Source organism: Paraburkholderia phenazinium, from assembly GCF_900100735.1.
In the GTDB taxonomy this organism is placed as follows: Bacteria; Pseudomonadota; Gammaproteobacteria; order Burkholderiales; family Burkholderiaceae; genus Paraburkholderia; species Paraburkholderia phenazinia.
Genome location: NZ_FNCJ01000002.1, coordinates 260,249 through 280,945, shown reverse-complemented (window position 1 = coordinate 280,945; position 20,697 = coordinate 260,249). Strand labels below are relative to the sequence as shown.

The window sequence follows — 20,697 nt, the reverse complement described above, 5'->3', positions numbered from 1 at the left end:
TTTTGTACTAAGCGCGCGCTTTTTAAGCGCCGTGAACGCCCCACTCACCCCTTGCACCGCACCGCCCGGCGGGCTTCTTGCGGCACCGCGCAGCCGCGCCGCCTGCCGCGTGCCGTTGCCTAGCCAGACGGGGGTAATCTTTGTATGATGCGTCCCAACATACAGGGTGCCGAACAAGCCATGCCGAGAAAAGTACGAGCGGTCGAGACAGCGTCGGGAAACGAGGTGCATGACAATGAGAAAGTCGTCACGCGCCGCCTCGCACCCGAAGTCCGGGAACGCCAGATCGTGCTCAAGGCCGTCGACCACTTCGCCACCCATGGCTTTTCCGGCAGCACCCGTGAACTCGCGCGCCAGCTCGGCGTAACGCAGCCGCTGCTCTACCGCTATTTTCCAAGCAAGGAAGCACTGATCGACCGTGTGTACGAAGAGGTCTATCAATGGGACACGAGCTGGGAAAAGCTGATCAAGGACCGCTCCGTCCCAATCCAGGCGCGCATGGTCAGGTTCTACTCGTCGTACGCCGTGGTGATTTTGCGGCGCGAGTGGATCCGGATTTTCATCTTCGCCGGCTTGACGCGCGAAGGCATCAATTCCAAATATCTCGCACGACTGCGTGAACGCGTGTTTCTGCCCGTGATGGCGGAAATCCGCTCGGCCTACGACTTGCCGGCGCCCACCGGAGCAAGGCAGCGTGAGATCGACTTGGAGTTGATCTGGAGTCTGCACGCGAGCATCTTCTATCTCGGCGTGCGGAAATGGATCTACGGCCTCCCGGTTACCGATGACATTGAAGACCACATCGCGCGCCAAGTCGACGCGTTCCTCAATGGCGTGCCCGCGGCGCTCGAGCACGCGTCCAAAGAATCGGCCCGCTCGAAGCCCCCCTCCAAAGCCTGACAGACGTCCACACCCAGGCCGCCGGTCACACCAACCGCGCGGCCGGCCGTTCGCTTCACCTCTCATCGCCCCACTCCTGACTTTTCGCGTTCTTCCGGGTAAACACCGGCGCTACGCCGCTTTTTCCTGCCTGCGAATTCACCTACAATTTATCTAACGATCACTAATCGATCGATAAATAGCATAGCAGGAGTCGAACATGCCCGTTTCAAAACTTGCCCACTACTCGATTCGCACGACCGACCTCGCGCAATCCTGCCGCTTCTATGAGCGGATCCTCGGTTTCAAGCAGGGCTACCGTCCGCCTTTCGATTTTCCGGGCGCGTGGCTTTACAAAGGCGGCGACGAAGCCGACTTCGGCACGGTCCATATCATCGGCGTGGATCCGAACAACCCCGCTGGACTCACCGCCTATCTCGGCGACAAGCCACTGCCCGCCAGCGGCACCGGCACAGTCGACCACATTGCGTTTCTCGCGGCGGGTGTCGAACAGATGTGGGAGACGCTCAAGGCGGAAGGCATCGCTTATCGCGAGCGCACCGTGCCGAGCCTCGGCCTTCATCAGGTGTTCATTGAAGACCCGTCCGGCGTGACCATCGAATTGAACTTCCCCGCCGAAGAAATCAGTCGCCTGGCCGAAACACAGCCGGCCATCGCGCAAACCACCATCAGCGCCGGAGAGTAATCATGACCCATGCTTCCGCACGCGCCAGGGCAATTATTGTCGGCGGCTCGTTGGGCGGCCTGTTCGCAGCCAATCTGCTGGTCCGCAACGGCTGGAACGTCGACGTGTTCGAACGGGTTCCAGACGAACTCGCTGGACGCGGCGCCGGTATCGTCACGCATCCCGAATTGTTCGAGGCGCTTGCGGCGGCAGGTATCGATTTCGACGACTCCATTGGCGTCAAGGTGCAATCACGCGTCACGTTCGCGCAGAACGGCGCGGTGCTGTCCGAGCGCAATCTGCCGCAAACGCTGACCGCGTGGGGCAAGATGTACCACGTGTTGCGCGCTGCGTTGCCGGACGTTCACTACCACGCCGGCGGCACGGTCGCATCGGTGCAGGACGGCCCCGACCAGGCGATCGTGACGCTCACCGACGGCACCGTGTTGCACGCCGACCTGGTGATCGCCGCGGACGGCTTCAAATCGTCGATACGCGAGTACTTCCTGCCCGACGTCAAGCTTCAGTACGCCGGTTATGTCGCCTGGCGCGGTCTCGTCGACGAAGCAGATCTGTCGCGCGAAACCCGCGAAGCGCTATTCGAAAAGTTTGCCTTCTGCCTGCCGCCGCGCGAGCAGATTCTCGGCTATCCGGTCGCCGGCCGGGGCAACAGCACGACCCCGGGCGAACGCCGCTACAACTTCGTCTGGTATCGCGCAACGAGCGAAGACATTCAGTTGCCGAACCTGCTGACCGATCGGTCCGGCAAGCGCTGGGTAGGCGGCATTCCGCCGACGCTGATCCGCCAGGACGTCCTCGCCGAAATGGAAGACGCCGCGCTCACCTTGCTCGCCCCGCAATTCGGCGAAGTCGTGACCAAGGCGAAGCAGCCGCTCTTCCAACCCATCTTCGATCTCGAAGTGCCGCAGATGGCGTTCGGCCGGATCGCCTTGCTGGGCGATGCCGCCTTCGTCGCGCGTCCGCATTGCGGCATGGGTGTCACCAAGGCGGGGAGCGACGCCATGGCGCTCGTCAAGGCGTTGCAAGCCCACACGGGTGTTCGGGACGCGCTGGCGGACTATAGCCGCGAGCGCACCCAGGTCGGCGCGGCAATCGTGCAGCACGCGCGCCATCTCGGCGCCTATATGCAGGCGCAGTTGAAAAACGAAGTCGACCGTGAAATGGCCGAGCGCTATCGCACGCCCGACGCCGTGATGCGCGAGACCGCGGTACCCGCCCGCTTTTAATCTCCGTTGCGTTTGCGGCGGGTCCGATCAGTTGATGCAGCATCGAAAAGCAATCGTTTCGAAAGGATACAAAGTGAAACATGGTGCCCCAACCTATTCGATGAGCGCGCAGTACGTCGCCACCGACCCGCCACCCGCGGCCAATCCGCTACTCGACGATCCGCGCTTTCGCGCGCTCGTGCGTCAGCGGCGCACCTTCTCGTGGACGCTCACGATCCTGATGCTGGTCGTGTACTTCGCATTCATCCTCACGCTCGCCTTCGCGCCCGCGCTGCTCGGACGGCTGATCGTCGACGGCTCGCCCGCAACATGGGGCATTCCGGTCGGCTTCGGCATGTTCGTCTTTACTTTCGTGCTGGTCGCGGTGTATGTCGCGCGAGCCAACACCCTCCACGATCGCGCCGTGAATGAGATCCGGCAAGGAGTACGGCAATGACACGCATGTCTCAATGGCGCGGCGCACTGCTTTTTTGCGCTTTCAACGCACTCACCGCCCTGCCCGCGGCCGCCGCCGAAACCGTGGCGCCGGCACGATCGCACAATCCGATCGCGATCGGCATGTTCCTGCTGTTCGTCGCGTCGACGCTGTTCATCACGCGCTGGGCGGCAAGGAAGAACAACAGCGTTTCCGATCACTACGCGGCAGGCGGCAAAATCACGGCGTTTCAGAACGGCTGGGCGATTGCCGGTGACTATATGTCCGCCGCGTCGCTGCTCGGGATCTCCGCCCTCGTCTTCACGAGCGGCTATGACGGCCTGATCTATTCGATCGGCTTTCTCGCCAGCTGGCCGGTCATTCTCTTTCTGATCGCCGAGCCGTTGCGCAATCTCGGCCGCTATACGCTCGCCGACGTCGTGTCGTACCGGCTGCAACAGCGGCCCATTCGCGCGTTCGCCGCTTCCAGCTCGATCGTGATCGTTCTGCTCTATCTCGTCTCGCAGATGGTCGGCGCGGGCAAGCTCGTCGAATTGCTGTTCGGCTTCAACTACACGGTCGCCGTCGTGATGGTGGGCGTGTTGATGGTGGTGTATGTGTTTTTTGGCGGCATGCTCGCCACCACCTGGATCCAGATCATCAAGGCCGCCCTGCTGCTCGCGGGCGCCGCCTTCATGGCGTTCATGGTACTGAGCCGCTTCGGCTTCAGTATGAACGCGCTGTTCGCGCAGGCGATACTCGCACATCCGAGGCATGCTGCGATCATGAGTCCGGGCGGGCTCGTGTCGGATCCGGTTTCCGCCGTCTCGCTCGGTTTGGCGTTGATCTTCGGAACGGCCGGACTGCCGCATATTCTGATGCGCTTCTTCACCGTGAGCGACGCCAAAGCCGCGCGCAAGAGCATCCTGTACGCGACCGGCATTGTCGGTATCGGCTACGCACTGATCATCATTATCGGCTTCGGCACGATTGCACTGGTTGCGACCGATCCGCACTATCACACGGCCTCCGGCGCCGTGATCGGCGGCGTGAACATGGTGGCCATCCATCTGGCGCACGCCGTGGGCGGCAACGTATTTCTCGGCTTCATCTGCGCGGTGGCTTTCTCGACGATTCTCGCGGTCGTGGCGGGGCTGACGCTGGCCGGCTCCTCCGCGGTGTCACATGATCTGTACGCGAACGTGATTCGCCGCGGCGCCGCCACGGACCGCGAGGAAATGCACGTGTCGCGAATCACCACGCTGGTGCTCGGTGTGCTCGCGATTCTGCTGGGCATCGCGTTCGAGAAACAGAACATCGCGTTTATCGTCAGTCTGACTTTCTCGATTGCGGCCAGCTCGAATTTCCCGGTGCTGCTGGTCTCGATCTACTGGCGCGGGCTCACCACGCGAGGCGCCGTGCTCGGCGGCTCGCTCGGCCTGATCTCGGCCGTCACCTTGACGATTCTCAGCCCGACCGTCTGGGTGCAGGTGCTCGGTCATGCGCATGCGATCTACCCGTATGAATACCCCGCGCTGTTCTCGATGATCATGGCTTTCGCAGGCGTGTTCTTTTTCTCGGTCACCGACACCTCGGCACGCGGTGCGAGCGAACGCGCACTGTATGGCAACCAGCTTGTGGACTGCGAACTCGGCATGGCGAAGCACGGATAACACTCGCCACTAAAAAACCCATAACGGAGACTGACTCATGGATTGCACGTGTTGTATTTCGCCGAAACGCCGCCGCTTGCTCGGGACGATGGCCGCGCTCGCCGGCAGCCTCACCTCGGGACGGCCGGCCACCGCCGCCACGCCCACGGCCACCGGCGCTGCGGGCGCTTCCGGCACCCTCGGCAAAGGCCGGTCGATCGATATTCACGCGCACTATTACCCTGAAAGCTATTGCGGACTGGTGGGCAGCGAAGGCGCGAAGTTCGGCGGCAAGTTCACCTGCGACGCCACCAGCTTCAGCTTCCAGACACCGGCGGGTGGACTGGGACCGCTGCCGCTGAAATTCATCAAGATCGACGAGCGGCTCGCCGACATGGATGCGTCCGGCGTCGACATGCAGGCCTTGTCATTGAGCGTGCCGATGGCCTACTGGGCCGACCGTGCCTTCAATGCGAAGCTTGCCAGAACGTGGAACGAGGCGGCCTCGAAGGCCCATCTGCAGCATCCGACCCGCTTCGTGGTGCTGGCCACATTGCCGATGCTCAATCCACACGACGCGCTTGACGAACTCGATCGCGTGTTCGAGTTGCCCGGCGTCCGCGGGGTCTACATGGGGACCAACATCAACAATCGGGATCTCGACGACCCGTTGTTCGAGCCGGTCTTCGCCCGGATCGAACAGCTGGATCTGCCGGTATTTCTGCATCCTCAGCAGACAGTAGGCGGTGCGCGGCTGGGCGATTTCTACTTGAGCAACCTGCTGGGCAACCCGTTCGACACGGCCATTGCCGGTTCGCATCTGATCCTGGGAGGCGTGATGGACCGGCATCCGAGGTTGAACATTACGTTGCCGCACGCCGGCGGCGCGTTGCCGATCCTGATGGGCCGCATCGACGCAGGCTGGACAGTACGCCCCGAAACACGGCGACTGGCGCAGAAGCCAAGCAGCTATTTGCGCCGCTTCAACTACGACACGGTCTCGCACTCCGGACCCGTACTGGACTTCCTGATCCAGAACATCGGAATCGACCGGCTGGTGCTCGGCAGCGACTACTGCTTCGATATGGGCTACGAGCAGCCGGTCACGTTCCTGGATCGTCTCTCGCTCCCCCCCGACCAGAAGAACCTGATTCTCGGCGGCAACGCGGCGCAGTTGCTGAAGCTCTAGTATGCATCGGCTTCCTCGGCCATGACGGGCATCCGGTCGATGGCGGAGGCCAGCATCATGGCCGCGGCGTTAACCGGTTTCGTGCTCCGCACTCTCGGTTTGTAGATCAGATCGTCGCGGCGGATCAGCAGCCCACTCAGCGCGCAGCGCCCCTTCAGGCGAGCGCGGCAACTAATCCACACCTGATCGTCGTAGCGGCAGCGGGTTGCGTCCTGCCACCGCACGGCAATCGACGTGTCGGACAGACGCTCGATCACTTCCACCACGATATGCGACGACAACCCGTAAGCGGCCACGCGAGACGCCGGTCGCGTCGGGCAGGGCTCGCCTGCGCCTTCGTGGCAATGGTGCGGCAGAAGCCCATGAATCACGTGATCCCACACGGAGACACGATCCGTGTAATGCGAGATCGTCTCTGTTGCCGTTTCCATGGGTTGTTTCCTCGAATGCATGAAAAAAGCATACGACGACGCGTTCAAAACCGTTGCTAATTTTTATTAATTGTCCTGAGGCCACGTGCCGATCGACGGGTTTGCACAGGCATGATTCGCTAATGAAGCGCTAGAGTTCGCTACAGCGGGCATCGGATGCGTCAACTGGAGAGCAACATGAACACAGCATCGAGGCCGACATGAAGATTGCCATCGCCGGAGGTTCCATCGCCGGACTCGCGTGCGCGTTGACGTTGACGTGCACGGGTCACGACGTGCACATTTACGAGCGCTCCGTTGCGCCGCTGCGAGGGCGCGGTGGCGGCGTCGTGGTGTTGCGGCAGATGCTGCAGTTTCTCGACCAGCACGGCCATCGGACCCGCGCCATGCTGGCGGTGCCGACCCACCGACGGCGCTGGATCGATAGCGCCGGCACGGTCATACGCGACGACCCCGAGTTGCTGCCGTTTTCATCGTGGGACACCGTCTACCGGTCGCTGTGCAGCATGCTGCCGGCCGACGCGGTTCACTACGGGCACGCCGTGGCAAGCGTTGCCGAAGACGCCGAAGGTGTCGAGATCCGTTTCAACGACGGTATTGCACCGGTTCACGCGGACCTGCTGATCGCCGCCGACGGCACCGCCTCGCGACTTCGCGCCATGCTGTTCCCCGGCAGCGCTGCGTCATACGCGGGCTACATCGCGTGGCGCGGTGTTGTGGAAGAAAGCGCTTTCGACCACGCCGACATCGCGGATCTGATCGAGAACATGACCTTGTTCCAGGCGCCAGGCGAACTGTTCATGACGTTCCTGATTCCCGCACTGGACGGCTCCCTCGAACCCGGCAAGCGCCGTTTCAACTGGCTCTGGTATCGCAATGAAGCCGATGCGTCGGCGATCGACGCGTTTCTGACCGGGCGCGATGGTCGGCGGCATCATGCCTCCGTGGCGCCCGGCGAACTGTCAGCGCAGTCGCTGACGCACCTGCAGCGCGCGGCGCTCGACGGACTACCCGGCACGCTATCGCAACTCGTGTGCGCAACCGGGGCACCTTTCATGCAGGCCATCTCCGACGCGCTGAGCCCGTCGTTCGCCAAAGGCCGGATTGCGCTGGTGGGCGACGCCGCGTGCACACTGCGCCCTCATACGGGCTCCGGCACCTCGAAAGCCGCCGGCGACGCCGTCAGCCTCGCGCAAGCCCTGAGCGAGCCCGCTCAGGACGTGGTACAGGTACTCGCCCACTGGGCCACGGCACGGCGCGCGGCTGTCGAGCCGCTGCTTCTCAAGGGCCCGCGGCTTGCCCAGTCGTTCGGACTCGGTTCGCCTTGACGCTCACGCCGGCGTTTCTGCGGCATTCCGTCCAGCCGTCGCATGACCCTATACGAGCGGATTAGAACCGTGAATGCATTGGTGAATGTGCCAACCCTATGTAGGGATGGCGCGAGCCCGCTACGGATCGTATTGTGTCCACATCAGGCAAGACGTGCCACCTGGTTCAACCGGATCAAGAGGTCAAAGCGGCTATGGACAGAATTTTCAGCATGCGCGTGTTCTCGCGGGTCGCGGAGACCGGCAACTTCAGCTCGGTTGCAAAACACATGGAATGCAGCGCCGGCAACATTTCTCGCGCGGTCGTGGCGCTCGAAGAACATCTCCACACGCGGCTTCTGCAACGGACAACGCGCAGTGTCTCGCTCACCGAATGCGGCGAGCGGTACTACCAGCGCTGCAAGAAGATCCTCGCAGATATCGACGACGCCGACGCCGAAGCCAGCGACGCACACACGCTGCCGCGCGGCAAATTGAGAGTTCACGCCTTGCCCGACATCGGGCTGAAACAGTTGACGTCCACGATCGTCGAATACCGCCACGTGTATCCAGCGGTCTCAGTCGATCTGAAACTGCTGCCCGGCATGGCGAATCTGATTGAAGACGAATTCGACGTGTCGATCGTATCGGTGTCGTCGTTGCCGGACTCCCGCAACGTGAGCCGGCTCATCGGGCGGTGCGAGCGCATTCTGGTCGCCGCGCCGGACTATCTCACGCGGCATCCGATCCATAGTGTGAACGACCTACCGGATCACACGCTCATGCAGACCAGTTCGTCCTTCGATCCGCCCTCGGACTGGCCATCGGAGCTCACCCGCAATAGCGCGGCGAACCCGGAGTTGGCCGGACACTTTGTCGTCAACACAATGCAGGCGCTCCGAGTCGCGCTGCTGGCGGGCGCCGGCGTGGGGGCCGTGCCGACTTACTCGGTCGTGGACGAACTCAAGGAAGGCAAGCTGGTTCAGCTCTTTCCGGAGTATCCGCTTCAAACGACCAATGTCTTTGTGGTTTATCCGTCACGCCAATTCGTCGATGCGAAAATAAAAACGTTCGTTGAATTCCTAATCGTGTCGCTAAAACGGAAACTAGATTTGCGGATTGCGGATCTGACGGCGGACTCGGCCGCCCAAGCCCAGCCGGAGCTTCAGCCCTAATAGACGCTGCCCGCCGAAATCCGCTAAATTAATTGATCGCTTGCAAAACTCGGAGCCGATCGAAATTTAATACTCGACACACATAATTTCCGACATAATCTGGGCAGCACGCCGATTATCACCACCCCCTGCTTTTGCAACGCGAACGGACTTGCGTATGTAGCGCGACAAACAGAGGTGACGGATCATGTCGAACCATACAAATACATTCATCGCCACGGCAGCCCTGCAGAAAGACTCGCTCGGATGTCTTTCGAATCAATTACACAAAGATCTGGAACTCGAAGCAGGCGAATTTACGTTTTATCGCAAATGCAGGCGCCATGAGAAAACCAGCGAAGTGGCCACGCCCGCTTCGGATCGCGGCTTCCTGATCGGTGTTTCGCTAACGGCCGGCCACCGCCGCCGGATCATGTCAGGAAACCTCTCGACGTTATACGACTTCGAAAAGGATTCAGTCTACGTTCGTAATTTCGAAGAGGACTACCGTGCCGATTTGCACGGCGCGTTCGACTTCGTGTTGGTCGAGTTCTCCCACGCTTTCATCACGAACACTTGCTACGAGCGAAACGGCTCGGCCATCACAGGCTTTTTAGCGCCCCCCGGCCGCAACGACGCTGTCTTCGGTCACCTCGCGCGAGTGCTCGCGTTGACACTGGAGCGCCCGGGTGAGGCGAGCCCGCTGTTTGTCGAGCAACTCGGCATCACGATCGCAACGCATTTGATCGACCAGTACGGCAACGCGCCGCCTCCATCGGTCAAGAAAAGCCAGCGACTCTCGCGTCTGCTCGAAACGCGCGCCAAAGACATGCTGCTTGCAAAAACCCAAGGCAACGTTTCGCTCGAAGAGATCGCGAGCGCTTGCAACCTGTCGCGCAGCTACTTCATCCGCGCATTCCGCGAAACCACGGGCCGCACTCCGCATCAATGGCTGCTGGAGCGACGCGTCGAACGTGCGCGCGAACTGCTGCGGCATTCCGACTCATCGCTGTCGGAGATTGCCATTGCGTGCGGCTTTTCCGACCAGAGCCACTTCACGCGAACCTTCTCGCAGATGTTGGGCACACCGCCGGGAAGCTGGCGCCGCCGGGCCGGCAACTGAACGCTGAGCAAACCGCTCACTTCGCGGTTTGCTCAGACCGGGTTTGCTTCTGCCGCCTTTATCAAACAAGAGCCAGCCGGGCGCATAGCGTTCTGGCTACGCCATAGACTTTCCTACAAAGCATCGCACTAACGTGCAAGACGCGCGAACGGTGGCGCGATAGGCTCAATCATGCAAGGTCCAGCGCATGCTCCACCCTCTCCCGTTCGCGCAGGCGCCTCGCATTATCTGCTTACTCAGTCCCTTGTCTTCAACCTGTAAACATCATGATCGAAATAGGTCGCTTTCAGATCGATCTCGAGATGCGCACGTTGCGGCGGAACGGTGAAGTCGTGCATATCGGCTCTCGTGCCTTCGATATCCTTGCCGTTGTCGCTTCGGCCGGCGGACAACTTGTCACGAAAGACGAGTTGATGAATGCGGTCTGGCCCAACACCGTCGTCGAAGAAAACAATATTCAGGTTCACCTTTCGGCGCTGCGAAAAATACTCGGTCCGGACCGGGACCTGATTCTCACGGTGCCGGGCCGTGGCTATCAGCTTCTGCAACGGCAGAAGACCACTGCGTCCGACGAAGCCCGTGCGCCGGCGTCAGGCGTGCGACGTCCGCCACCACTTAAATCCGGGTTGCTGGGACGCGACGCCGAGGTCGAGTTGATCCGCTCGATGCTGCAACAAGCTCATGTGTTGACGCTTGTGGGCGCTGGAGGAATCGGCAAAACGCGGCTGGCGATCGAGGCCGCTCGCCATACCCGGGCGAACTTGACGGAACCGGTCTGCTTTGTCGAACTCGCCGCGCTGACTACGCAGGAGGCCGTGCTCGGCGCCATTGCCGAAAGCTGCGGAGTGACGCGGACCGGCGCGCGGATCGATATCGCCTGCGTAGCGGCCGCGCTAGCCGGCCAATGCAAGCTCCTGGTGCTCGATAACGCGGAGCATGTCATCTGCGCCGTCGCGCTTATCGTGGACGCATTGGTGGCCGTCAACGATACGCTCCGGGTGCTCGTCACGAGCCGCGAGCCGCTTCGGATCATGGCCGAGACAGTGTTTCGCGTCGATCCGCTTGATGTGCCGCCGCCGGATGCCACCGATGAGGACATTCTCCAATGTTCGGCAGTGAAACTGTTCCTCCTGCGCGCCGATTCGTTGCAGACAAGCGTGGCCACCGATAGCGCGGAGATCCGGCTCGTCGGCGAGATTTGCCGCCGGCTGGACGGCATTCCGCTCGCCATCGAACTGGCGGCCGCTCGCGTGGTCACGCTCGGCGTGGAAGGCGTATGGCGCCGGCTGGATGACCGCATGGCGATTCTGGCGGGCGGTTACCGGACCGCGCTCCCGCGTCATCAAACCTTGCGCGCCACCTTCGACTGGAGCTTTGCGCTACTCGACATCGGTACGCAATCCATCTTCCGGCGTCTCGCGATATTCGGCGGCAGCTTTACTTTCGAGGCGATGTGCGCAGTCGTGTGCGACGACGAACTCACGGCGGCGAATGCGATTGGCGGCATCACCGAACTCGTGGCGAAATCGCTCGTTAGCGTGGGGTTCGAGGGTCCGGCAGCGAACTATCGCCTGTCCGAATCGACCCGCGCCTATGCGATGGAAAAGCTTCAGGCCGAAGGCGAGGTGCAGGACATCGCCTTGCGCCATGCGCGCTATCTTTCCTTGTGCTTTCAGACTCGATCGTCTGCTGATCGCCCAAACGATAGCGGCAATCCGCCGGATTTTCAGCAAACACTCGACGATGCACGTGCCGCATTCGACTGGGCGTTTTCGCCTGATGGCGATCTGCGCGTCGGCGTCGAGCTGGCCTCGAACCTGGTCGCGGCGTTACGCGATGCCGGCATGATCGACGAATGTTGCACGCGCGCCGCACAGGCCGCCCGTGCATTGGACAAGTTGCCGGCCGGATCGGTGGATGCCGCCAGCGAGCGGCGTGTGCGCGTCCCGCTGGCACCGGCATCGCCCACTGTGCGCGGGCAGGTGTCGAGGCCGACTGAATCGGCCCGCACACGGGGCGCAGCCGAACGGGACGCCCATGCTCGGGCGGACACCGTAACGGTGCCGCCGACGTACTCCATTACGACTTGAGGAATTCCAGCAGATCCGCATTCACACGGTCCGCGTGCGTCGTGCACAGACCGTGGGGTGCACCTTCATAGACCTTCAGCTTGGCATTCGGCATGATTTTCGACGACAGCTTGCCGGAGTCGTCGAGCGGCACGATCTGATCGTCGTCGCCCTGCAGGACGAGTGCGGGCACCGTCACCTTCTTCAGATCGTCGTTGAAGTCGGTTTCCGAAAATGCCTTGACGCAGTCGTACAGACCCTTGATCGAGCCTTGCATACCGATCTGCCAGAACGCGTCGATCGTGCCTTGCGACACCTTCGCATCCGGGCGGTTGAAGCCGTAGAACGGCACGGCCAGATCCTTGAAGAACTGCGAACGGTTGTTTTTCACGCCCTCGCGAATGCCGTCGAACACCGCGATCGGCAGGCCGCCCGGATTCGCTTCCGTCTTCAACATGATCGGCGGAACCGCCGCGATGAGCACGGCCTTCGCCACACGCTTCGTACCATGCCGGCCAATGTAGCGAGCCACTTCCCCGCCACCGGTCGAGTGACCGACCATCACGATATTCGTCAAATCGAGCGCTTCGATCAGCTCGGCGAGATCGTCCGCATAGGTGTCCATTTCATTGCCGTTCCACGGCTGCGATGAACGGCCGTGACCGCGCCGGTCATGCGCAATCACGCGATAGCCGCGTTCTGCGAGAAACAACATCTGCGCGTCCCATGCGTCCGCGTCGAGCGGCCAGCCATGCGAGAACGTAACTGGTTGGCCTGCACCCCAATCCTTGTAATAGATTTCCGTGCCGTCTTTGGTGGTGAAATATGCCATCGTTCTTGCTCCTGTGGAAGTAATTGGCCGGCATGCACCGGTGGGTCATGCGTCAGGTGAGTATTGGCTACGGCGATCCTGGGCTTCTTTCTGATCGCCCGGCTTTTTCATATTTGCACGGTTGAGCGCAGGATCGACGCTCTATCGCCCTGCCCACGACGCACCGCAGTGCGAATTCACAAAGACAGTGCCGCGCGCTGAAGCCGCATAGCCCGAAACGACCTACGCTGCAGCCATCTCAAGTGACCAATCCGGTTCACTCGGCACCCACGTCAGTCTCTGCGTGCAATGCACGCCAGCAACCCATCAGTCTTCCGTCATCAGGACACCGTCATGTGGATCGTCAGACTCGCCTTGCAACGGCCCTACACGTTCATCGTTCTGGCTGTGCTGCTGTTTATCCTGGGTCCGCTGGCGATCCTCCGCACGCCCACGGACATCTTTCCGAATATCAACATTCCGGTGGTCAGCATCGTCTGGTCGTACAACGGCTTTTCCGCCGAGGACATGGCGCACCGGATCACGTCGAACTATGAACGCGCGCTGACAACCGACGTGGACGATATCGAACATATCGAATCGCAGTCGCTCAACGGTGTCTCCGTCGTGAAGATCTTTTTTCACCCTGGCGCCGACATCAACCGCGCGATTGCCGAAGCCGCCTCGAACTCCGCGTCGATCCTGCGCGTCCTGCCGCCGGGTACGCTGCCGCCGAACATCATCACCTACAACGCGTCGACCGTGCCGGTGCTTCAGCTCGGCCTGTCCAGCAATACGCTTCCCGAACAGACGCTGTACGACCTCGGCAACAGCTTCATCCGCACCCAGCTCGCCACCGTGCAAGGCGCCGCGGTGCCGCTGCCGTTCGGCGGCAAGATTCGCCAGATCATGGTCGAACTCAATCCTCAGGCCTTGCAGGCAAAAGGGCTCGCGCCTGCAGACGTCGTCAATGCCGTAAACGCACAGAATCTCATCCTGCCGGGCGGCACCGCGAAGATCGGCGCGAAGGAATACAACGTTCAGATGAACGGCAGTACCGATACGGTCGCCGCACTGAACAATCTGCCAATCAAAACGATCGACGGCGGCGTGGTGTACGTGCGCGACGTGGCCCACGTGATCGACGGCTATGCGCCGCAAACCAATATCGTGCGCAGCGACGGCAAGCGCGCCGCGTTGCTTCAGGTGGAGAAGACCGGCAGCGCGTCCACGCTCACCATCATCCAGCAGGTCAAGGCGATGCTGCCGAAAATTGCAGCGGGCCTGCCGAAGGCGCTGGTCATCACGCCGCTGTCGGATCAATCGGTGTTCGTGAAGTCGGCGATCATGGGCGTGGTGCGCGAAGCACTGATCGCGGCCTGCCTCACGGCAGTGATGATCCTGCTGTTCCTCGGCAGCTGGCGCGCCACACTGATCATCGCCGTGTCGATTCCGCTCGCCGTTCTGACGTCCCTGATCGCGTTGTCGGCCCTCGGCGAGACCATCAACATCATGACGTTGGGCGGCCTCGCATTGGCGGTCGGGATTCTGGTCGACGACGCGACCGTTGCAATCGAAAACATCACGCATCATCTGGAGAATGGCGAGCCACTCCACGATGCCATCCTGAACGGCTCCGGCGAAATCGCCGTGCCGACCTTCGTGTCCACGCTGTCAATCTGCATCGTGTTCGTGCCGATGTTCCTGCTCTCCGGCGTCGCGCGCTATCTGTTCTTGCCGCTTGCGGAGGCAGTCGTGTTCGCGATGTGCGCGTCGTATTTCTTCTCGCGCACCTTGATTCCGACGCTCGCGATGTATCTGATGCGCGCCCCGTCGAAAGAGCGCACCACCGAGCAAGGGCGCTTCGGTGCGCTGGTCCGATTTCAGGCCGGTTTCGAACAGCGCTTCGAGGTACTGCGCAGCGGCTATCGCAATGTGCTGCAAGAAGCAATTGCTCACCGCGGCCGCTTTATCGGCACCTTCCTGGTGTTGTGTTTCAGTTCGCTCACGCTGATCCCGTTTGCAGGCCGCGACTTCTTCCCCGCGGTCGATACCGGTGAAATCCGCCTGCATCTGCGCGCACCCACCGGCACCCGCATCGAACAGACCGCTCGTATCACCGACGAAGTCGAAGCCAGGATCAACAGCGTCATTCCCAAACAGGATCAGGCGGCCGTGCTCGACAACATCGGCGTACCGGTCAGCGGGATCAACCTGACCTACGACTCGTCCGATCCGATCGGCCCGGAAGACGCCGATATCATGCTCACGCTCAAGCCGGGCGCCGGCCCGACCGCAGGCTATATCGCGAAACTGCGCAACGTGCTGAACGCGTCGTTCCCCGGGGTGACGTTTTCGTTCCTGCCAGCCGATATCGTCAGTCAGATTCTCAACTTCGGGCTGCCCGCGCCGATCGATATCCAGATCGTCGGCAACAAGCTCGAAGCAAACCGCGTCGTGGCGGATCACCTGCTGGCGAAGCTGCGCAGCGTCAGCGGCCTCGTCGACGCGCGCATTCAGCAACCGGGCGACGCCCCCGCGATCGACGTGGACGTCGATCGCACGAAAGCCATCCAGGCCGGCCTCACGCAACGCGACGTCGCGCAGAATCTGCTGATCGCGCTATCCGGCAGTTCGCAAACCACGCCGAACTTCTGGCTCGATCCGAAGAACGGTGTGAGTTATCCGTTGATGGCCGAAGTGCCGCAGTACGATATTCACTCGCTGCAAACGCTCGCCAACATTCCGATAACCACCTTTGGTCTCGCCATGGGGCCGCAAAATCTGCTCGGCACGCTCGGTGTGATGTCGCGCAGTACGCAACAGGCCGTTGTCTCGCACTACAACGTGCAACCGGTGCTCGACATCTTTGCGTCGACGCAGGGGCGCGATCTGGGCGGCGTCGCCACAGACGTGTTGCATCTCGTCGATGCCGCGCGCGCCGAGCTGCCGCCCGGTTCGTCGATCGTGATCCGCGGCCAGGTGCAGTCGATGAAGGAATCGTTCAACGGCCTCGAATCCGGGCTCATCTTCGCGATCGCGCTTGTCTACCTGCTGATGGTCGTGAACTTCCAGTCCTGGATCGACCCGCTCATCATCGTGAGCGGCCTGCCGGGCTCGCTCGCCGGCATCTCGTGGATGCTGTTCACGACGCACACCACGCTCAGCGTGCCGGCCTTGACCGGCACGATCCTGTGCATCGGCATTGCGACGGCGAACAGCATTCTCGTGATCAACACCGCGCGTGAGCTGCTGCAACAAGGCGCCGATCCGCTCAGCGCCGCGCTCGAGGCGGGTTTCAGCCGCTTCCGCCCGGTGCTGATGACCGCGCTCGCCATGCTGATCGGCATGACGCCGATGGCGCTCGGTCTCGGCGACGGCGGCGAACAGAATGCGCCGCTCGGCCGCGCCGTGATCGGCGGCCTCGGCATCGGCACCGTTTCCACGCTGCTGTTCGTGCCGGTGGTGTTCGCGCTGGTTCACACCTTGCTCGCGAAGCGCCGCGCCCGACACACCGCGGCCACCGCCACGCCCCAAGTGCAATGAAAGTGCCCACGACAGGAATCCATCATGAACACGCCTGATACCCATCCGGAACACGACGGCGCGGTCACGAGCTCGGGCCTGCCGGCTCTGCGCGCGACGCCGCCACGCGCGTCCGTCCGCTCTCGCGCGTGGCGCCGTTACCGCCTGCCGCTGATTCTGACGGGGGTGGCCGCTGTGCTGCTGATAATCGGTATCGTGCCTCGTCTGCGAGCCGGTTCGGCGCTCAGCGAACAGGTCGCCGCGCAAAGCGCGCTGACCGTCAAGGTCGTGTCGCCGGGCCTCGCGCCGGCTTCGCAAGAGCTGCTTCTACCCGGCGCCGTCATGCCCTATGCGGATGCTTCCGTGTATGCGCGAACCAGCGGCTATATTCAGCGCTGGTACGTCGATATCGGCACGAAGGTGAAAGCGGGCCAACTGCTCGCGACCATCGAAACACCGGAGCTCGACGCGCAATTGCAGCAAGCGCGCGCCGACGCCGCCACCGCGCAGGCCAACTACAACTACGCTCTCACCACCTCGCAACGCTGGCAGCAGATGCTGCAAACACAGTCCGTTTCGCAACAGGACGCGGATACAAAAACCGCCGACATGCAGGCTAAACGCGCCACGCTGGCATCGGCTCAGGCGAACGTCGCGCGGCTCACCGAGATGGTGTCGTATGAAAAAGTCACTGCGCCGTTCGACGGCGTGGTGACCGTGCGCAACGTGGACGTCGGCGCGCTGGTCACGGCAGGCGGAACGCCGGGACTTGCCGCGCCCGCCAACGAACTGTTCCACGTCGCGCAGACGGATGTGTTGCGCACCTTCACCGATATTCCGCAGAACGACGCGAGCTTCGTCACCGTGGGCACCCAGGCCTATCTGACGACCCAGCAGTATCCGGGCCGCCACTTCCCGGCGCGGGTCGCGCGCAGTTCGGACGTGATCGATCCATCCAGCCGCACGATGCGCGTGGAAGTCGACGTGGACAACAAGGACGCCGCGCTGCGTCCCGGCGCTTACGTGCAGGTGCATCTCGCGCTGGATACCGCGCACCCCGCGCTCGAACTGCCGGTGAGCGCGTTGCTGTTCCGCCCGAGCGGCGTGACGGTAGCGGTGGTCGGCGACGACAACAAGGTCGCGCTGAAGACGGTGACCATTGGCCGCGATTTCGGCACCTATGTGGAAATCGCCACGGGTCTCACGGCGTCCGACCGCGCGATCGACAACCCTGGCGACGCCGTCACAGCAGGCGACGCCGTGCAGGTGATGCGCCCGGCCGCCGCCGCAAAGCCGGCCCCGGCCACGTCGGCCGCACACGGCTGATGCCGTCCCACTCAAGGAAGCGGACCATGCCCACTCTGCCCGTGACATTCCGACGCAAGACGCTCGCCCTCGGCGTCGCGTGCGCGCTGACGGCGTGCTCGACCTTGCCCCACTACAGCGTCCCGGAGGCGGCCGTGCCGGCTCGCTACGCGGCGCCTGCTGGCCCCGTGCAGGCGGCGCCTGGCTGGGCCGTGGCAACGCCTGGCGACACGCACGCGCGCGGCGACTGGTGGACGCTCTTCAACGCCCCCGAATTGAACCGGCTCGAAGACCAGTTGCCCGTATCGAATCAAACCATCAAGAAGGCGGTCGCGCAATTGCAGCAGGCGCGCGCGATGATCGACTACCAGCACGCGGGCTTTCTGCCCACGATAACGGCCGGCGCCGCGCAATCGCGCACGCGCCTCTCGCAGAACGTGGAAGGTCATTCGCTCGCCGGCCAGACCGTACCCGACTATTCGCTCGGTCTCGCCGCTTCGTGGGAACCGGATCTGTTCGGGCGGGTACGCGACGCCGTGGTGAATGCGCACGACAACGCCCAGGCAAGCGAAGCGGATCTCGAGGCGGTCCATCTCTCCATGAGCACCGACTTGGCGAGCGATTACTTCGCGCTGCGTGCGCTCGACATCCAGAAAAAGCTGCTCGACGACAGCGTGACCGCTTACGCTGCGGCATTGGCCATCCTCAAACAGCAACTGGCCGACGGCGCTATCGACGCGTCCGCGACCGCGCAAGCCGAAACGCAACTGGAAGACACGCGTTCGCAGGCAAGCGATATCGAGGTCCAGCGCGCCGAGGTGGTCCATGCCATCGCGACGCTGATCGGCGTGCCCGCCTCGTCGTTTTCGCTGGCACCGAGGGTCGAGTCGATCCCCGTGCCGCAGATCCCGGCGGGGCTGCCGTCGCAACTGCTGGAACGCCGGCCCGACATCGCCGCAGCGGAACGGCGTGTAGCCGCCGCCAACGCGCAGATCGGCGAGGCGAAGGCGGCGTTTTATCCAGACCTCACGCTGAGCGCCAGCGCCGGTCTCGAAAGCACCTTCTTTGCGCCGTGGCTGACGGCTCCGAGTCTGTTCTGGTCGATCGGTCCGCAACTCGTCGGCACGCTCTTCGACGGCGGCAAACGCGACGCCGCGTTAAAGGGTGCAACGGCTCAATACGACGGTTCGGTGGCCGATTACCGGCAGACTGTGCTCGTCGCACTCCAGCAGGTCGAGGACAACCTCTCGGCGCTCGATACGCTCGCCAGCGAAGCCCAAAGCCAGCGGCGCGCCACGGCAGCTGCGGAACGCTCGCTCGAGCTGACCCAGAACCGCTATCAGGCAGGCGCCGTCGGTTACCTCGACGTCGTCACCGTGCAAACCATCGCGCTGGCCAACCAGCGAACCGAAGCGCAGATTCAGGCGAGGCGTCTGGATGCGAGCGTGCAGTTGCTGAAGGCGCTCGGCGGCGGATGGGATCGCACGGCGCTCTCGTCATCGCAAAACCAGGATTAAGTCGCGCTCCGGCGGCGTCGTGCGAATCGGCAACTGAGTCGAGATCGCCTTTGCGGCGCTTGAATGTCACGCATGCAACGCGAATGCTGCAAAACGGCCGGCGCTGCCCACAAGGCAGTGCCGGCCGTCTTAATTGCGGATCCTCATCAGAAGGATCCTGGCGAATCAACCGCTCAAAGGCTATCGACATGCCGCAGATCGCGGCATGTCGCTTTGAAGTTACTTCGCGAGCGCATGATCCAGCATGCTGCCTGCCAGTGCCATGGCGCCCAGCGCAGCGGGCGTATTGCGCAGCGGATTCAGCATCATGAAGTCATGCATCGTGCCGAGGAACCGTACAGCCGTCACATTGACGCCGGCCTGCGCGAGCTTGTGCGCATATGCCTCGCCCTCATGCCGCAACACATCGTTCTCGTCGGTGATGACGAGTGCCGGCGGCAAGCCCTTGAGCGCGTCGAGCGATGCCCGCAGCGGCGAGACGTGCGGGTCGTTGGCCTGCGCTTCAGTTGCGTTCGGGAGATACGCGTCCCAGAACCATTTCATCGCCGGTTTCGTGAGCCACGGGCCGTTCGGGAACGCCTCATAGGTCGAATCATCCAGCGTGTAATCGGTCACAGGGTAGAACATCGCCTGGAAGCGGATCGCCGGGCCATGACGCTCTTTCGCCATCTGTGCGACGACAGCCACCATGTTGCCGCCCACGCTGTCGCCGGCGAGAGCGAGACGGCTTGCATCGACGTCGAACTCTTGCGGATGCTCGGCGACATATTTTGTCGCGGCATAGTCCTGTTCGATCGCCACCGGAAATTGCGCTTCCGGCGAAGGTTCATATTCCACAAAAACGACCGTTGCATGCGCACGGTTCGCGAGCTCGCGGACCAGTCGATCGTGCGTTGCGGCGTTACCCAGAATCCAGCCGCCGCCGTGGAAGTACATGATGACCGGCGTGGCGCCCTTGAGGTCGGCTGGCTGGATCACGCGAACCTGTGTCTTGCCGGTCGGGCCGACGGGCAGCGTGACTTCCTTTTCTTGTGCTGGGGCGAGTTTGCCGTTCGGATCGGCCTGCACATCGTCCAATACCTTGCGCGCGGCCTGCGGCGTCATGGTGTAAAGCGGCGGGCCGCCGGCGGCGGTTAGCTTGTCGATAAACGCCTGGGTCGTGGGCTCGAGTTGCGGAACCGTTTCCGCCGACGCAGCACTCGCAAGTGAACCGGCTAGCAACACCGAACCGACAGCCATCAATGAAACGACTTTCTTCATTTTTTTATGCTCCGTAGTACCGGCTTTTAGCCGATCGTTTGAAAACTGCCCCGTGTCGCGCCGTCGCATCAACGTGATGCAAGTCGTCTCACGAGCACTGGCAAACCACGAAAGAACGTTATCCGAAG

16 protein-coding genes are annotated in these 20,697 nt (G+C 62.4%); 13 read left to right on the top strand and 3 right to left on the bottom strand.

What is annotated here, in order from left to right; all coding sequences use genetic code 11:
* Positions 1–144 precede the first annotated feature (144 nt).
* The 6 genes from BLQ92_RS05070 (at position 145) to BLQ92_RS05045 (ending at position 6,067) form a co-directional block, all read left to right on the top strand.
* Positions 145–900: a TetR/AcrR family transcriptional regulator gene (locus tag BLQ92_RS05070; RefSeq protein ID WP_244896620.1), complete on the top strand. Its 756-nt coding sequence runs from the start codon at positions 145–147 to the stop codon at positions 898–900.
* Between the two features lie 199 nt (positions 901–1,099).
* Positions 1,100–1,585, top strand: a complete 486-nt coding sequence (locus tag BLQ92_RS05065) for a VOC family protein (protein ID WP_090682263.1) — start codon at positions 1,100–1,102, stop codon at positions 1,583–1,585.
* A 2-nt stretch (positions 1,586–1,587) separates the two neighbouring features.
* Positions 1,588–2,811 carry an FAD binding domain-containing protein gene (locus tag BLQ92_RS05060; RefSeq protein ID WP_090682261.1) on the top strand — a complete coding sequence of 408 codons (1,224 nt, stop codon included), beginning with the start codon at positions 1,588–1,590 and terminating at the stop codon, positions 2,809–2,811.
* 73 nt (positions 2,812–2,884) lie between these two features.
* On the top strand, positions 2,885–3,247 hold the full coding sequence (locus tag BLQ92_RS05055; protein WP_341806637.1) for a DUF485 domain-containing protein: 363 nt from the start codon (positions 2,885–2,887) through the stop codon (positions 3,245–3,247).
* Between the two features lie 5 nt (positions 3,248–3,252).
* Complete coding sequence (gene actP / locus BLQ92_RS05050) at positions 3,253–4,899, top strand: cation/acetate symporter ActP (protein WP_090682938.1); 1,647 nt, start codon at positions 3,253–3,255, stop codon at positions 4,897–4,899.
* Positions 4,900–4,936: 37 nt separating this feature from the next.
* Positions 4,937–6,067, top strand: coding sequence for an amidohydrolase family protein (locus BLQ92_RS05045; protein ID WP_090682258.1), 1,131 nt, complete (start codon positions 4,937–4,939; stop codon positions 6,065–6,067).
* Here BLQ92_RS05045 and BLQ92_RS05040 read toward each other — a convergent pair.
* Complete coding sequence (locus BLQ92_RS05040) at positions 6,064–6,498, bottom strand: DUF3331 domain-containing protein (RefSeq protein WP_244106101.1); 435 nt, start codon at positions 6,496–6,498, stop codon at positions 6,064–6,066. The genes BLQ92_RS05045 and BLQ92_RS05040 overlap by 4 nt on opposite strands.
* A gap of 200 nt (positions 6,499–6,698) precedes the next feature.
* Between BLQ92_RS05040 and BLQ92_RS05035 the strand changes: the two genes are divergently transcribed.
* The 4 genes from BLQ92_RS05035 to BLQ92_RS05020 all read left to right on the top strand — a co-directional run bounded on the left by BLQ92_RS05035 (position 6,699) and on the right by BLQ92_RS05020 (position 12,172).
* On the top strand, positions 6,699–7,826 hold the full coding sequence (locus BLQ92_RS05035; RefSeq protein WP_090682256.1) for an FAD binding domain-containing protein: 1,128 nt from the start codon (positions 6,699–6,701) through the stop codon (positions 7,824–7,826).
* 194 nt (positions 7,827–8,020) lie between these two features.
* Positions 8,021–8,980, top strand: coding sequence for a LysR family transcriptional regulator (locus BLQ92_RS05030; protein WP_090682255.1), 960 nt, complete (start codon positions 8,021–8,023; stop codon positions 8,978–8,980).
* 187 nt (positions 8,981–9,167) lie between these two features.
* Positions 9,168–10,082, top strand: a complete 915-nt coding sequence (locus BLQ92_RS05025) for a helix-turn-helix domain-containing protein (RefSeq protein WP_090682253.1) — start codon at positions 9,168–9,170, stop codon at positions 10,080–10,082.
* A gap of 266 nt (positions 10,083–10,348) precedes the next feature.
* Positions 10,349–12,172: an ATP-binding protein gene (locus BLQ92_RS05020; RefSeq protein WP_090682251.1), complete on the top strand. Its 1,824-nt coding sequence runs from the start codon at positions 10,349–10,351 to the stop codon at positions 12,170–12,172.
* On the opposite strand, the gene BLQ92_RS05015 is transcribed toward BLQ92_RS05020, so the two are convergent.
* Positions 12,162–12,983, bottom strand: a complete 822-nt coding sequence (locus tag BLQ92_RS05015; protein WP_090682250.1) for an alpha/beta fold hydrolase — start codon at positions 12,981–12,983, stop codon at positions 12,162–12,164. The genes BLQ92_RS05020 and BLQ92_RS05015 overlap by 11 nt on opposite strands.
* Positions 12,984–13,316: 333 nt before the next feature.
* Between BLQ92_RS05015 and BLQ92_RS05010 the strand changes: the two genes are divergently transcribed.
* Genes BLQ92_RS05010 through BLQ92_RS05000 form a run of 3 tightly spaced genes read left to right on the top strand, consistent with a single transcriptional unit; the run spans position 13,317 to position 19,309 of the window.
* On the top strand, positions 13,317–16,508 hold the full coding sequence (locus BLQ92_RS05010) for an efflux RND transporter permease subunit (RefSeq protein WP_090682249.1): 3,192 nt from the start codon (positions 13,317–13,319) through the stop codon (positions 16,506–16,508).
* Positions 16,509–16,532: 24 nt separating this feature from the next.
* Positions 16,533–17,813, top strand: coding sequence for an efflux RND transporter periplasmic adaptor subunit (locus BLQ92_RS05005; RefSeq protein WP_090682247.1), 1,281 nt, complete (start codon positions 16,533–16,535; stop codon positions 17,811–17,813).
* Between the two features lie 26 nt (positions 17,814–17,839).
* The gene (locus BLQ92_RS05000) at positions 17,840–19,309 is read left to right on the top strand and encodes an efflux transporter outer membrane subunit (protein WP_090682246.1); all 1,470 of its coding nucleotides are present in this window, start codon (positions 17,840–17,842) and stop codon (positions 19,307–19,309) included.
* A 219-nt stretch (positions 19,310–19,528) separates the two neighbouring features.
* On the opposite strand, the gene BLQ92_RS04995 is transcribed toward BLQ92_RS05000, so the two are convergent.
* Entirely contained in the window at positions 19,529–20,569 is a 1,041-nt protein-coding gene (locus BLQ92_RS04995; protein WP_090682244.1) for an alpha/beta hydrolase, read from the bottom strand.
* Positions 20,570–20,697 lie beyond the last annotated feature (128 nt).

What these genes read in the sequence shown, in the direction of transcription:
- BLQ92_RS05070 (WP_244896620.1), top strand. Translation starts at nt 145, where the DNA reads ATGATGCGTCCCAACATACAGGGTGCCGAACAAGCCATGCCGAGAAAA.
- BLQ92_RS05065 (WP_090682263.1), top strand. Translation starts at nt 1,100, where the DNA reads ATGCCCGTTTCAAAACTTGCCCACTACTCGATTCGCACGACCGACCTC.
- BLQ92_RS05060 (WP_090682261.1), top strand. Translation starts at nt 1,588, where the DNA reads ATGACCCATGCTTCCGCACGCGCCAGGGCAATTATTGTCGGCGGCTCG.
- actP (WP_090682938.1), top strand. Translation starts at nt 3,253, where the DNA reads ATGTCTCAATGGCGCGGCGCACTGCTTTTTTGCGCTTTCAACGCACTC.
- BLQ92_RS05045 (WP_090682258.1), top strand. Translation starts at nt 4,937, where the DNA reads ATGGATTGCACGTGTTGTATTTCGCCGAAACGCCGCCGCTTGCTCGGG.
- BLQ92_RS05040 (WP_244106101.1), bottom strand. Translation starts at nt 6,498, where the DNA reads ATGGAAACGGCAACAGAGACGATCTCGCATTACACGGATCGTGTCTCC.
- BLQ92_RS05035 (WP_090682256.1), top strand. Translation starts at nt 6,699, where the DNA reads ATGAAGATTGCCATCGCCGGAGGTTCCATCGCCGGACTCGCGTGCGCG.
- BLQ92_RS05030 (WP_090682255.1), top strand. Translation starts at nt 8,021, where the DNA reads ATGGACAGAATTTTCAGCATGCGCGTGTTCTCGCGGGTCGCGGAGACC.
- BLQ92_RS05025 (WP_090682253.1), top strand. Translation starts at nt 9,168, where the DNA reads ATGTCGAACCATACAAATACATTCATCGCCACGGCAGCCCTGCAGAAA.
- BLQ92_RS05020 (WP_090682251.1), top strand. Translation starts at nt 10,349, where the DNA reads ATGATCGAAATAGGTCGCTTTCAGATCGATCTCGAGATGCGCACGTTG.
- BLQ92_RS05015 (WP_090682250.1), bottom strand. Translation starts at nt 12,983, where the DNA reads ATGGCATATTTCACCACCAAAGACGGCACGGAAATCTATTACAAGGAT.
- BLQ92_RS05010 (WP_090682249.1), top strand. Translation starts at nt 13,317, where the DNA reads ATGTGGATCGTCAGACTCGCCTTGCAACGGCCCTACACGTTCATCGTT.
- BLQ92_RS05005 (WP_090682247.1), top strand. Translation starts at nt 16,533, where the DNA reads ATGAACACGCCTGATACCCATCCGGAACACGACGGCGCGGTCACGAGC.
- BLQ92_RS05000 (WP_090682246.1), top strand. Translation starts at nt 17,840, where the DNA reads ATGCCCACTCTGCCCGTGACATTCCGACGCAAGACGCTCGCCCTCGGC.
- BLQ92_RS04995 (WP_090682244.1), bottom strand. Translation starts at nt 20,569, where the DNA reads ATGAAGAAAGTCGTTTCATTGATGGCTGTCGGTTCGGTGTTGCTAGCC.